This is a genomic window from Streptomyces sp. NPDC051677, assembly GCF_044453465.1.
Classification (GTDB): Bacteria; Actinomycetota; Actinomycetes; order Streptomycetales; family Streptomycetaceae; genus Streptomyces.
Genome location: NZ_JBITCT010000027.1, coordinates 47,846 through 59,779, shown reverse-complemented (window position 1 = coordinate 59,779; position 11,934 = coordinate 47,846). Strand labels below are relative to the sequence as shown.

The 11,934-nt window shown below is 74.3% G+C and carries 12 protein-coding genes; 6 read left to right on the top strand and 6 right to left on the bottom strand.

Features of this window, described 5'->3' with window-relative positions:
• Positions 1–634 precede the first annotated feature (634 nt).
• From rpsR to rpmG, 4 genes are read right to left on the bottom strand one after another with little or no spacing between them, the layout of a single operon-like run.
• Entirely contained in the window at positions 635–871 is a 237-nt protein-coding gene (gene rpsR / locus ACIBAF_RS28575; RefSeq protein ID WP_399466777.1) for a 30S ribosomal protein S18, read from the bottom strand.
• Positions 872–875: 4 nt separating this feature from the next.
• Positions 876–2,024 carry a CobW family GTP-binding protein gene (locus ACIBAF_RS28570; protein WP_399466776.1) on the bottom strand — a complete coding sequence of 383 codons (1,149 nt, stop codon included), beginning with the start codon at positions 2,022–2,024 and terminating at the stop codon, positions 876–878.
• Positions 2,021–2,287, bottom strand: coding sequence for a type B 50S ribosomal protein L31 (locus tag ACIBAF_RS28565; RefSeq protein ID WP_399466775.1), 267 nt, complete (start codon positions 2,285–2,287; stop codon positions 2,021–2,023). The genes ACIBAF_RS28570 and ACIBAF_RS28565 overlap by 4 nt, the downstream gene beginning before the upstream one ends.
• Before the next feature lie 9 nt (positions 2,288–2,296).
• Positions 2,297–2,461, bottom strand: coding sequence for a 50S ribosomal protein L33 (gene rpmG / locus ACIBAF_RS28560; RefSeq protein ID WP_399466773.1), 165 nt, complete (start codon positions 2,459–2,461; stop codon positions 2,297–2,299).
• A 74-nt stretch (positions 2,462–2,535) separates the two neighbouring features.
• On the opposite strand from rpmG, the gene rpmB reads away from it, so the two are divergent.
• From rpmB to ACIBAF_RS28540, 4 genes are all read left to right on the top strand, one after another.
• Positions 2,536–2,772: a 50S ribosomal protein L28 gene (gene rpmB / locus ACIBAF_RS28555; protein ID WP_399466772.1), complete on the top strand. Its 237-nt coding sequence runs from the start codon at positions 2,536–2,538 to the stop codon at positions 2,770–2,772.
• Positions 2,772–3,077 (top strand): 30S ribosomal protein S14, encoded by a 306-nt coding sequence (rpsN, locus tag ACIBAF_RS28550; protein WP_399466770.1) that lies wholly within the window; start codon positions 2,772–2,774, stop codon positions 3,075–3,077. The genes rpmB and rpsN overlap by 1 nt, the downstream gene beginning before the upstream one ends.
• A 198-nt stretch (positions 3,078–3,275) precedes the next feature.
• Positions 3,276–3,806 (top strand): hypothetical protein, encoded by a 531-nt coding sequence (locus ACIBAF_RS28545; protein WP_399466769.1) that lies wholly within the window; start codon positions 3,276–3,278, stop codon positions 3,804–3,806.
• 93 nt (positions 3,807–3,899) lie between these two features.
• The gene (locus ACIBAF_RS28540) at positions 3,900–4,457 is read left to right on the top strand and encodes a DUF4232 domain-containing protein (protein WP_399466767.1); all 558 of its coding nucleotides are present in this window, start codon (positions 3,900–3,902) and stop codon (positions 4,455–4,457) included.
• Between the two features lie 124 nt (positions 4,458–4,581).
• On the opposite strand, the gene ACIBAF_RS28535 is transcribed toward ACIBAF_RS28540, so the two are convergent.
• Complete coding sequence (locus ACIBAF_RS28535) at positions 4,582–5,754, bottom strand: DUF2786 domain-containing protein (protein ID WP_399466766.1); 1,173 nt, start codon at positions 5,752–5,754, stop codon at positions 4,582–4,584.
• Between the two features lie 99 nt (positions 5,755–5,853).
• Here ACIBAF_RS28535 and ACIBAF_RS28530 point away from each other — a divergent pair, with 99 nt between their 5' ends.
• Both ACIBAF_RS28530 and ACIBAF_RS28525 read left to right on the top strand, forming a co-directional pair.
• A complete protein-coding gene (locus ACIBAF_RS28530; RefSeq protein ID WP_399466765.1) occupies positions 5,854–6,621 on the top strand; it encodes a Clp protease N-terminal domain-containing protein in 768 nt (255 codons plus the stop codon).
• Positions 6,622–6,656: 35 nt separating this feature from the next.
• Entirely contained in the window at positions 6,657–8,369 is a 1,713-nt protein-coding gene (locus ACIBAF_RS28525) for a bifunctional 3'-5' exonuclease/DNA polymerase (RefSeq protein WP_399466764.1), read from the top strand.
• Here ACIBAF_RS28525 and ACIBAF_RS28520 read toward each other — a convergent pair whose 3' ends face one another.
• Positions 8,370–11,912 (bottom strand): BTAD domain-containing putative transcriptional regulator, encoded by a 3,543-nt coding sequence (locus ACIBAF_RS28520; RefSeq protein WP_399466887.1) that lies wholly within the window; start codon positions 11,910–11,912, stop codon positions 8,370–8,372.
• Positions 11,913–11,934 lie beyond the last annotated feature (22 nt).

Sequence of the window (11,934 nt, the reverse complement as noted above, 5' to 3'; positions counted from 1 at the left end):
ATCGCCGACGGAGGGTCGGCGGACGCCCTCGGAACCCGCCCGAGGGACACCGTTCCGGCGGAGGCCGGGCATCCGTTCGACGGCGTACCCGGAGCCTCCGGATGTGCGACCGCACCGCCCGACGCCGGGCCGTACGCCGACCGCCGGTCCGCTCTCGGGCCGTGCGCCGTCCCCCGCGCCACCTTCGAAAACCCCCGGCGCCCGTCCCACCGGCCCCTGCCCGCACAACCCCACTCCCCCGCGTCGGACAGGAACACCCCCTGGCCACGACGCCCGACGACGACACAGGCCACCCCCGCGTACGACGGTGAGGTCGGCCGTGGGGGTGGCGCTGGGACGGCTCGGTGCATGAGGACGGGGTCGGCCGCTCACCGGGGAGGTGATGAGGCAGCCGACCGAGCCGAGTAGACGGTAGAGGTGACTTTCCTCGTATGAATGAGGGTGGTGATGTACGTCGGTGGTGGGGGCGAGAGTACGGCTGAGGGCGCTTGTGGGCGGGGGCCGGGTGGACGCAGTGGGCGCGTATCGGACACGGGACGGCGGGGCGGGAGCCGGAGTGGGCTGCGCCCGGGGCGCCCGGCGGCGCCGGTTCGCGAGGCCGGGTGGGAGAGGTGTGCCCCACGGCGGGTTCGGGTCAGCGGGCGGTGCTGTACGGCAGGAGGGCCATTTCCCGGGCGTTCTTGACGGCTCGGGAGAGTTGGCGTTGCTGCTGGGCGGTGATGCGGGTGATGCGGCGGCTGCGGATCTTGCCCCGGTCGGAGAGGAACTTCCTCAGGAGGTCGGTGTCCTTGTAGTCGATGTAGGTGATGCCCGCCTGGTCGAGGGGGTTGGGGCGGGACTTGACGGGCTTGCGGTCGGGCTTGCGGGGCATGGGGTCAGACCTCCAGGAGGGTGTCGAAGGCGGGCGGCAACCGCTTCCAGGCGGCCCGGCCGGCGGCGTACTCGGCGTCCGTGAGCAGGCAGGACTCCAGGAGCCTGGCGAGTCCGTCGCGGTCGAGGCCGGGGGACGTGAAGACCAGGTGCTGGCAGCAGTCGCCGTGCTCGGGGTGCCAGTCGAGCGCGGCGGCGGCGCGGCGCATCGGCGCGACCTCGTCCCAGGCCGCGTCCGGGAGGGACGCCAGCCAGGGCCCCGCCGACTCCACGCACAGGGCGCCGCCCGCCGCGTCCCAGTGGAGCAGCACGTCGGGCCTGTCGGCGAGCCAGAACCGGCCCCGGCTGCGGGCGGCGGCGCAGGTCAGGTCCTCCAGCGCCGCGTACAGCCGCTCCGGGTGGAACGGACGGCGCCGGCGCCAGACGTAGGTGCTCACACCGTGCGCGTCGGCCTCGGCGGGAAGCAGCGCACAGGCCGGATGCTGGGCGGCGGCGGCCGATTCGACGTCGAAGCCGGCCAGCACCGCCCGCGCGAGGGGCGAGCGTGCGTCCGCAGGGCCGGCCGAGGCGATGCGGACCTGGCGGGCGGTCGGGTGCAGTTGGGCCAGCAGCTCGCGGTCCTCGTCGTCGGCCTCCTCGGAGTCGACGACCGCCAGGACGGGGGCGTACTCCAGCTGCCTCGCGAAGGTGTCGGCGACGGTGCGCCGGTCGGTGGCGGCCGCGGCGAGGCCGACGTCGGCGAGGTCGTCGCCGTTGCCGAGGTACGGCAGCAGCAATGCCGGGTCGACGGCGGTGACGACGCCGGTGACCGTGAGCCCGCCGGCCACGACCACCTCGGCCATGGCCTTGGGCTCGACGGAGTCCCACAGTTCGACGACCGCGAGATGCGTGGCGCCGTCGCCGGCGAGGCGGCGCAGCTCGGGCACGAGGTCCTCGCGCAGTGCGCAGCAGGCGCAGTCGTCGACCAGGGGCGCCTCACCGGCGGAGAGGATGCCGGTGGCGTCGCTGATCGTCCGTACGACCGTGCCCGCCGCGGCCGTCGCGAGGTCGTGGTGGAGGACGACGCTGCCGGGGACGTCGGCGAGCAGGCGCGCGACCGTCGCCCGGCGGGCGTCGGCGTGCAGCCCGCCGACGATCACGACCGACAGGCTCACGCCCCGCCCCGCTTCCCGTAGCGGCGCTCGAAGCGCTCGACGCGGCCTGCCGTGTCCAGGACGCGGGCGGTGCCGGTGTAGAAGGGGTGGCTGATGTTCGAGATCTCGACGTCGACGACCGGGTAGGCGTTGCCGTCCTCCCACTCGATCGTCTTCTCGGTCGCCGTCCCGCCGGCCAACGTGGAGTTGGTGAGGAAGGCGTGGTTCGCGGCGCGGTCACGGAAGACGACGGGACCGTAGGCCGGGTGGATTCCCTTGCGCATGGCGGTGGTTCAGCGCTCCTCTCGGAAGTCGACGTGACGGCCGACGACGGGGTCGTACTTGCGCAGGGTCATGCGGTCCGGGTCGTTACGGCGGTTCTTGCGGGTCACGTAGGTGAAGCCCGATCCCGCCGTGGACCGGAGCTTGATGACCGGGCGGAGTTCGTTGCGTGCCATGCTGCTATCTTACTGAAAATGAATTCCATTAGCACCATGGATCCCGACATCGATCGAGGAGAGGTACGTCACCCGTGTCCGCGCACTGCATGCTGACCGGCGCCCAGCCGGGCTTCGGCAACCGCATCTCCCACTCCCACCGGCGCACCTCGCGCCGTTTCGACCCGAACATCCAGTCCAAGCGGTACTGGCTGCCGAGCGAGGGCCGGTACGTACGGCTGCGACTGAGCACGAAGGGGATCAAGACCGTCGACGCGATCGGCGTCGAGGCGGCCGTGGCGCGCATCCGCGCGCGGGGGGTGCGGATCTGATGGCGAAGAAGAGCAAGATCGCGAAGAACGACAGGCGGCAGGAGATCGTCGCGCGGTACGCGGCGCGACGGGCCGAGCTGAAGGAGATCATCCGGCGGCCGTCGTCGACCGACGCGGAGCGGGAGGCGGCACAGCGGGAGCTGCGCGCCCAGCCGCGCGACGCCAGCGCCACGCGCGTGCGCAACCGCGACCAGGTCGACGGGCGCCCGCGCGGGTACTTCCGGACGTTCGGGCTGTCCCGCGTGGGTCTGCGGGAGCAGGCGCACGCGGGGTATCTGCCGGGGGTACGGAAGTCGTCCTGGTAGGGCCCGTCGTGTGGATCATGCCGCAGGCCTTGGATCACAGGCCGCCCCCAGGGTGCTGCTGAGGCTTGCTGGTAGCTTGCTGCGGTCATACCGGCACGGTGGTTCCTGCGGTCCCTGCGGCCGCTTCCAGTCGACGACCGGAAGCGGCCGGGCCGATCGGGCCCGCCGGGCCGGCCGGCTACAGCTTGGGAGCTTGCAGTGACTTCGGCGATCTTCTCGCGGGGCGCGTCCCGTCGGCCGGTGCGGGCAGCGGCCGTGGCCGTCACGCTGGCGGGCGCGCTCGCGCTGACCGCGTGCAGTGGCGACGGCGGGTCCGACGACGCCTCCTCGGCCACGCCGACGACGGCGGCGACCGCGGACAGCGGGGGCACGGGCGGTGCGACGGGCTCCGCCCCCGTCTCCGCTTCCGGCGCGCTGGAGGGCAGTTGGCTCGCCACGACGGAGGGCAAGCCCGTCGCCCTGATCATCACCGGGAAGCAGGCCGCCCTCTTCGTGACCGGCGGGACCGTGTGCAGCGGGACCGCCGGTGAGGAGGCGGGCATGCGGATGATCCATCTCAAGTGCACCACCGGGAAGGACGACCGCACGACCGGCATGGTCGACGCCGTCGACGGCAAGTCCCTGGAGGTCACCTGGTCGGGCGCGGCCGGCAAGGAGACGTTCACCAAGGCGGAGGGCGGCCAGTGGCCGTCGGGGCTGCCGACGACCGGCATCGGACAGCTCCCGTAGCGAAGCGGTCACAAGGACGGGGGCGCGCGCGGAATGCCCGCGCGCGTGCGTGATGATCCTTCGAGCACCGTCACGAAACCCGAGGGACCACTCATGCGCGCCGTTCCCATCACCGTCACCGCTCTCACCGCGGCCCTGCTCCTCACCGCCTGCGGAGGCGGGGACGACAGCGGCTCCGGCAGCGACGAGAAGAGCAAGGCGTCCGGCTCCGCCTCCTCCGGCGGCGCCGCCGGATCTGCCTGCGCCGCCGCCGACCTCGGCCGGGAGGTCGGCCCCGTCAACGCCGCGCCCGCCGCCGGGGACACCGGCAACGTCACCGTCACGTTCACCAACAAGGGTGAACAGTGCACCCTGACCGGCTTCCCCGCGGTCGACCTCCAGGCCGACGGCGCCTCCGCGACCGTGGCCAAGGACGCGGCCGCCGAGGCGCAGCCGCTGACCCTCCCGGCGCAGGGCACCGCCTCCTTCACGATCACCTATGTGCGCGGCGAGGGCAGCGGCGACAAGAGCCTCGCCGTCAAGACCGTGAAGTACGGCCTGCCGGGCGCCTCGGCCACCGAGAGCTTCCCGTGGTCGTACGGCGACGTCGCGCTGAAGAGCGAGGGCGTGCCGGACGCGACTGTCAGCGCCTTCCAGCAGGCCGGCGACTGACCCGTCGCGTACTGACCCGCGCCGGGGGCGTCAGGGCAGCCGGGGCCGGGACTGCACCCGGGCCCGGTCCGCCGCCAGCGCGCCCTCGGCCCAGCCCGCCCCGCCGGAGACCGCCCAAGGGGCCTCAGCGCAGCCGGGGCCGGGACTGCACCCGGGCCCGGTCCGCCGCCAGCGCGCCCTCGGCCCAGCCCGCCCCGTCGGTGACGCCGCGCAGGCGGGTGGAGACCGTTTCCGGGAACATCCGGTCCGTCGCCGCGGTGACCGCGACCTCGCGGGAGGCGAGGACCGGCAGCAGCTCGTCCGCCACCTGCGTCTCGGCGGCGGCGGTGACCTCGCCGAGACGGGCGCCGATGCGGTGGGCGTAGGCGGCGAGGAAGGACTGCCGGAACGTCTTGGTCCGCTTGCGGCCGCCCGCCCGCTGGGCGGCCTCCGCCTTCGCCATCGCGGACTGCGCCTGCACCAGCAGCGAGGTGTAGAGCAACTCCACCACCTCCAGATCGGCCTCGAAGCCGACGACCGTGGAGAAGGCGAAGGGTTCGTTCCACACCGCCCGGCAGTGGTTCGCGTCGGCGACCGCGTCCAGCAGCACCGCCTTGGCCTGCTCGTACGGCGGCTCGACGCCGATCCGGCAGGCTCCCGGGGCGTCCGGGGCCGGCGCGTGGGCGTCGAGCAGCGCCTCGTCGACACTGTGCCGGGCCATCAGCTCCTGCGCCTTCGCCGTGAGCGCCTCCGCCTCCTCCGGAAAGCCCGTCGCCTCGGCCTTGGCGAGCAGCGCCCGGATACGGGTGAGCATGCGGGAGTGGTCACTGCGGCCGGACTGCCCCCGGTGGGCTTGGTGAGCCTGGTGAGCTCGGTGGGCCTCCCGCTCCTGGAGGGGTTCGAGGGCGGGCAGGCGCAGCAGCAGGCGGTAGAGCTCCAGGACCGCGGTGGCCTGCGAGAAGCGGTCGGTCTGCGGCGGGCCGCCGGCGGGCAGTTCCGCCAGTTGGGCCGCCCAGCGCCCGCCGCGCGGCCGGTCGTCCCGCGCGTGGGCACGCATCAGCTCCGCCGCAAGGATGACGTGGACGCCGTCCAGGTCGCGCCGCACGATCCGCACGACGTCCGCGGGCTGCCAGCCCCGCCGCCAGAGCGCCGCCACGAACTCCGCGCCCCGCCGCGCGAGTTCGGCGTCCGCCGCGGGGTCGGCGGCCAGGAGCGACGCGCCCGTGTCGAGGGCGTCGTCGGCGGCGTCGTAGAGGGCGGCCTGGAAGGCGCGGTCGACGGTGCCGGGCGGGTTGTCGCCGGTGCTGGTGCTGCTCACCGGTCGATCGTGCCACGGGGGCGCGGCGGTTCCCGCGCGCGGGCGAGTGGGTGACAACCTCGGGTTGACACCCGTGCGCTGTCAACCTAGGGTTGACACATGACGAATCCGCGGCCCGTCACCACCTCATCCGTCCGTCTGGACGACCTCATCGACGCCATCAAGAAGGTCCACCCCGAGCCGCTCGACCAACTCCAGGACGCCGTCATCGCCGCCGACCACCTGGGCGACGTGGCGGACCACCTCATCGGGCACTTCGTCGACCAGGCCCGCCGTTCGGGCGCCTCCTGGACCGACATCGGCCGCAGCATGGGGGTCACCCGGCAGGCCGCGCAGAAGCGCTTCGTGCCGAAGGAGTCCGCGGACCTCGACGCCAGCCAGGGCTTCGCCCGCTACACCCCGCGCGCGCGGAACGTGGTCATGGCCGCCCACAACGAGGCCAAGGCCGCCGGCAACGCGGAGGGACTGCCCGCGCACCTGGTCCTCGGGCTGCTCGCCGAGCCGGAGGGCCTCGCGGCGAAGGCCGTCGTCGACCAGGGCGTCACCCTGGACGCGGTCCGCGAGGCCGCGACCGCCGCGCTCCCCCCGGCCGCCGAAGAGGTGCCCGAGCTGATCCCGTACGGCCCGGACGCCAAGAAAGCCCTGGAACTCACCTTCCGCGAGGCGCTCCGCCTCGGCCACAACTACATCGGCACCGAGCACATCCTGCTGGCGCTGCTGGAGTTCGAGAACGGCGAGGGCGTCCTCAGCGGCCTCGGCGTCGACAAGCCCGGCACCGAGCGGTACATCGCGAAGGTCCTGGCCCTGATCACCTCGAAGCAGCAGGAGGAGGGGCAGGAGGAGAAGGGACAGCAGGACGGCGGCTGAGGGCCGTTGTCAGACCCCCCTGCCACACTCGCAGCATGGCCGACCGGTGGGCACTCGCTCCGGCCGAGGACGGTGGCGTGGAACTCGCCCCCCTCGGTCCCGGCGGGCTGCCCGCCGGTCCGGTGCTACGGGAGGCGGACCTGGCGCGGGCCGTACGCGAGCGGCCCGACGTCACCCGCTGGGTCTGGCGCTCCACGGCCGAGGTGTATCCGCGGCTGCTCGCCACGGGGGTGCGAGTAGAGCGGTGCTACGACGTCGAGGACGCCGAGACCCTCCTCCTGGGCCACGAGGGGCACTCCGGCGAGCCCCGCTCGGCGGCCGCCGCGCTGGCCCGGCTGCGCGGCGGCCCCGTACCGCCGGATCCGCCGCAGCGCTCCGCCGCCCCTGGTGCGCAGTCCTCGCTGTTCGAGGCGCAGGACACCGCCGTCCGGCTGCCCCTCGACGACCTCCTCGCCGTCTACGCCGAGCAGCAGCGGCGGCACGAGCGGGCCGAGCACCCGGCGCGGATGCGGCTGCTGACGGCGGCCGAGTCGGCGGGGATGCTGGTGGCCGCCGAGATGAACCGGGCCGGGCTGCCGTGGAGCGCGGACGTGCACCGCGCGGTCCTGCAGGACCTGCTCGGCGAGCGGTACGCGGGCGGGGGCGAGCCCCGGCGGCTGGCCGAGCTGGCGGACGAGGTGTCGGCCGCCTTCGGGCGCCGCGTCCGTCCCGACCTGCCCGCCGACGTCGTCAAGGCCTTCGCGCAGGCCGGGATCCGGGTCAAATCGACCCGGCGCTGGGAGATCGAGTCCCTCGACCACCCGGCCGTGAAGCCGCTGATCGAGTACAAGAAGCTGTACCGCATCTGGGTGGCCCACGGCTGGTCCTGGCTGCAGGACTGGGTGCGCGACGGTCGGTTCAGGCCGGAGTTCCTGGCCCACGGCACGGTCACCGGGCGCTGGGTGACCAACGGCGGGGGCGCCCTGCAGATCCCCAAGGTCATCCGGCGGGCCGTGGTCGCCGACCCCGGGTGGCGGCTGGTGGTGGCCGACGCCGACCAGATGGAGCCGCGGGTGCTGGCGGCGATCTCCCGCGACCCCGGGCTGATGGAGGTCGCGGGCCGGGAGAGCGACCTCTACCAGTCCGTCTCCGACCGCGCCTTCTCCGGCGACCGCGCCCAGGCCAAGCTCGCCGTCCTCGGCGCGGTCTACGGCCAGACCTCCGGGGACGGTCTGAAGAACCTCGCCGCACTGCGCCGCCGCTTCCCGCGCGCGGTGGCGTACGTCGACGAGGCGGCCAAGGCCGGCGAGGAGGGCCGGCTCGTGCGCACCTGGCTGGGGCGGACCTGCCCGCCGGCGGCCGGGGCGGGCGACGGCGCGGCGGAGGAGGCGGGCATCCCCGTCGACTCCGGTGGCCCGGCCGGCGAGGAGGAGCTCTCCGACGACCGGCAGTGGGTTCCCGGGTACGCCTCGACCAACGCACGCGCGCGGGGCCGCTTCGCCCGCAACTTCGTCGTCCAGGGCAGCGCCGCCGACTGGGCGCTGCTGCTGCTCGCCGCACTGCGGCAGGCCTGCGCGGGGATGGCGGCGGAACTGGTCTTCTTCCAGCACGACGAGGTGATCGTGCACTGTCCCGAGGAGGAGGCGGAACGGGTCGTCGCCGCCATCCGGGAGGCGTCCGACCTGGCCGGGCGGCTGACGTTCGGGGAGACGCCGGTACGGTTTCCGTTCACTACGGCGGTGGTGGAGTGCTATGCCGACGCGAAGTGATCAGCCTTCACCGGCGAGCAGCTCCCTGAGCTCCCGTACGACGGCCTGCTCGTCCGTCCCGGCCAGCGCGGCGAGGGCCGCCCGCCACTCCTCGTACGCCTGCTCGATACGCCCCTGGTCCCGCAGCAGAAGACCGTGCTGGTGCCGGGCGAGACCGCCGGTGTAGCGGTCGGCGCGGGCGTCGGCGCGGCGCAGCAGTTCGGCGCACTCCGCCAGCGCGCGTTCGGTGCGGCCCAGCGGTCGCAGGGCGCGGACGAGCCCCAGCCGGGCCTGGGACTCGCCGTGCCAGTCGCCGAGACCGCCGAGGATGCGCAGGCTCTCCTCGAAGTGCGGCCAGGCGGCAGCGGGTTCGCCGAGGGTGAGGTGGGCGTAGCCGATGTTGCAGTGCGCCGAGTGCTGCACGATGACGGCGCCGATCGCGTCCCCGATCGCGAGGGAACGCCGGTGCTGCTCGATGGCGGCCCTCGGGTCGGTGTGCTCGTACAGGTTGCCGAGGTGACTGTGGGTGACGGCCTCGCCGTGCGGGTCGTTCAACTGCCGTGAGTACGTGAGGCTCTGGCGCAGCGCCGCACCAGACTCCTCGTACCGTCCGAGGCCCTCCAGCAGCAGCCCCCGGTTGTTGAGGCAGCGCCGGACCCAGGAAAGCCGGTCGAGCCGCCGCCAGATCGCCAGGGCCCGGTCGTTGAGGTCGAGGGCATCCTGCTGACGGCCGGTCAGGAAATGCAGGCCGGCGAGGTCGCCCAGGGCGTAGGCCTCGGCGGCCTCGTCCCCGAGCCGTCGCGCCACGCGTAGCGCGGTCCGCCCGAGCACCTCCATCTCGGCGACCCGGCCCCGCCGTTGCAGGTAGGGGAAGAGGAGGCGGAGGAGGGTGGAGACGAGGGGGGTCGCGCCTGCGTCGCCCTTCACCAGCGCCACGATGTTCTCCAGCTCCGTGTCGCACCACGCGAAGGCTTCTTCGGGGCCGGCGAAGGGGGGTGCGGCCGCGACGTGTGTCGCGTGGGCGGACGGCTGTGCGGCGGTCGGACGGCGGCGGTCGTCCTGGTCGGGGCCCCCTTCGACGATGGCGGCGAGGGCGCGTTCGGCCATGGCCGCGTACCAGTGCAGAGCCGTCGGCATCGCGTCCACGGCCTCGGGGCCGCCGTCCGGCTCCCCCGCTTCGGACTCCGCGAGTTCGCGCGCGAAGTCCCGTACCAGGTCGTGCGGTGTGTAGCGGCCGTAGGCCCGTTCCTCCAGGAGCGCCACGTCGACGAGCCGGTTCAGGGCGGCCTCGGCGCGGGCCTCGCCGGCGCCGGTGAGGCGGGCCAGCAGGGGGGCGCCGTAGGCGGGGAGGTCGAGGGCGCCGATCCGGCGGAGGGCGCCGGCCGCGTCACGGTCGACCTCGCGTCCGGAGGCGGCGAGCGCGTCGTGGGCGACGGCGAGGGAACGGCGGACGCTGAGGTCGTCGTACTCCAGGTGGGACAACCTGCTCTCCGCCGCGGCCAGTTGGCCCGCCAGCGCGTCCGGCGTGAGGGCGCTGCGCGCGGCGAGCCGGGCGGCGACGACGCGCAGGGCGAGGGGAAGGCGACCGGTGAGGTCGACGAGAGGGTGGCCCGCGTCGAGGTCGGCACGCCCCTCGCCCGGACCGGAGGCCGCCCGCAGCAGGGCCGCGCTGTCCTCGCCCGACAGCGGCGCAAGCGGAAAGCGGTGGGCGCCGTCGAGGACGGTCAGCGGCGAACGGCTGGTCACGATCACCGCGCAGCCGGGACCGGCCGGCAGCAGCGGGCGGATCTGAGCGGCGGTGGCGGCGTCGTCCAGGACGAGGAGCGTACGGGTCGGGGCGAGCAGGGTGCGCAGCAACGCGGCGCCGGCGTCGGGGCGTTCGGGGATGTGCCGGGGCTCGGCGCCGAGGTCGCGCAGCAGGGCGGCGAGCGCCTGGCCTGCGGCGAGGGGGGCCATGCCGGGTGTGGCGCCGTGCAGGTGGAGGTAGAGCTGACCGTCGAAGAAACGTTCCTTCAGGGCATGGGCGACGTGCAGGGCGAGCGCGCTCTTGCCGACGCCGGCCATACCGCTGAGGACGACGACGACCGGGGTGGCGCCGTTGCCGGGGGTGGAGGCGAAGGGGGTGGAGGGGGCGGAGGGGGCGGATGCGGTCGAGGAGGAAGCAGAGGCCAAGGAGGAAGCAGAGGCCGAGGAGGAAGCAGAGGAGGAAGCAGAAGGGGAAGCAGAAGGGGTGGTCGCGAGGGTGCGGTGCAGCAGGCGCAGGGTTTCGCCGCGGCCGATGAAGTGGGCGGGCGGTGGGGGGAGTTGGGCCGGGTTGCCGTGCGGGGCGGCCGGGACGGACCCGGGGGTCGAGCCGGGGGACGTGGCAGGGGTCGAGGTGGAGGGCGGGGTCGAGGTCGCGGGTGGGGTCGGGGTCGCGGGCGGGGTCGGGAGAAGGTCGTCGGCCATAGGTGCCAGCACCTCCGCATGGGCCTCGCGGACCGCCGGGCCCGGTTCGACGCCGAGTTCCTCGACGAGGCGGGTGCGCAGGTCCCGGTGGACGGCGAGGGCCTCGGCCTGGCGGCCGGTGCGGTGCAGGGCGAGCATCAGCTGGCGGTGGTACGCCTCGCGCAGCGGATACTCGGCGGCCAGGGCCGACAGCTCCGGGACGATGCGCTCGAACCGCACTCCGCCCAAGGCGAGTTCGGCGTCGTAGCGCCACTCCAGCAGGAGCAGCCGGGCCTCCCGCAGACGTCGCACGAAGGCGTATCCGCCCAGGTCGACCGGGAGGCCGCTGAGCGGGGCGCCCCGCCACAGCGCGAGCGCCGCCGCGCACTCACGCACGACCCGTTCCCAGTTCCGGGCGGCGTGCGCGCCGCGCGCCGCAGCGACGTGCCGCTCGAACACGTGGACGTCGAGCTCGCCCTGTTCGACCCTGAGCTGGTAGCCGGGCGGCACGGCCCGCAGCCGCTCCGGGTCGTCGAGCAGCCGGCGCAGCCGGGTCACGTGATTGTGCAGCGACGCCTGCGCGGACGCGGGCGGCGCGCCGCCCCACAGCACCTCCTTGAGCGACTCGACGGGGACGATCCGCCCCGCGTCGAGCAGGAGGGCGGCGAGCAGGACACGCACTTTGGGGCTGCGAACGGTGTCGTACGGGAGATCGGCCGCGGTCGTGACGCCGGCCGCGCCTGGGACGTCAGCCGCGGTCGTGACGCCGGCCGCGTCCGGGATGTCAGCCGCCGTCGGGACTCCGACCGCGCCTGGGACGTCAGCCGCATCCGGGATGTCAGCCGCCGTCGGGACTCCGGCCGCGCCTGGGACGTCAGCCGCGTCCGGGATGTCAGCCGCCGTCGGGACTCCGGCCGCGCCTGGGACGTCAGCCGCGTCCGGAATGTCAGCCGCCGTCGGGACTCCGGCCGCGCCTGGGGCGTCAGCCGCATCCGGAATGTCAGCCGCCGTCGGGACGGGAGTCGTGTCCGGGGTGTCGGCCGCCGTCGAGGTGTCGGGCGCGTCCGGGGCGTCGGTCGTGTCCAGGTACAGGACCGGGGGGCCCAGCAGTCCGAACCGCAGCCCGTACCGCCGCATCACGCCGCCCGTCGCCCTCCCG

Excerpts from the sequence above, each read along its gene's own strand:
- rpsR (WP_399466777.1), bottom strand. The coding sequence starts at position 871 with ATGCCCCGCAAGCCCGACCGCAAGCCCGTCAAGTCCCGCCCCAACCCC.
- ACIBAF_RS28565 (WP_399466775.1), bottom strand. The coding sequence starts at position 2,287 with ATGCGCAAGGGAATCCACCCGGCCTACGGTCCCGTCGTCTTCCGTGAC.
- rpmG (WP_399466773.1), bottom strand. The coding sequence starts at position 2,461 with ATGGCACGCAACGAACTCCGCCCGGTCATCAAGCTCCGGTCCACGGCG.
- rpsN (WP_399466770.1), top strand. The coding sequence starts at position 2,772 with ATGGCGAAGAAGAGCAAGATCGCGAAGAACGACAGGCGGCAGGAGATC.
- ACIBAF_RS28540 (WP_399466767.1), top strand. The coding sequence starts at position 3,900 with ATGCGCGCCGTTCCCATCACCGTCACCGCTCTCACCGCGGCCCTGCTC.
- ACIBAF_RS28530 (WP_399466765.1), top strand. The coding sequence starts at position 5,854 with ATGACGAATCCGCGGCCCGTCACCACCTCATCCGTCCGTCTGGACGAC.
- ACIBAF_RS28525 (WP_399466764.1), top strand. The coding sequence starts at position 6,657 with ATGGCCGACCGGTGGGCACTCGCTCCGGCCGAGGACGGTGGCGTGGAA.
- ACIBAF_RS28520 (WP_399466887.1), bottom strand. The coding sequence starts at position 11,912 with ATGCGGCGGTACGGGCTGCGGTTCGGACTGCTGGGCCCCCCGGTCCTG.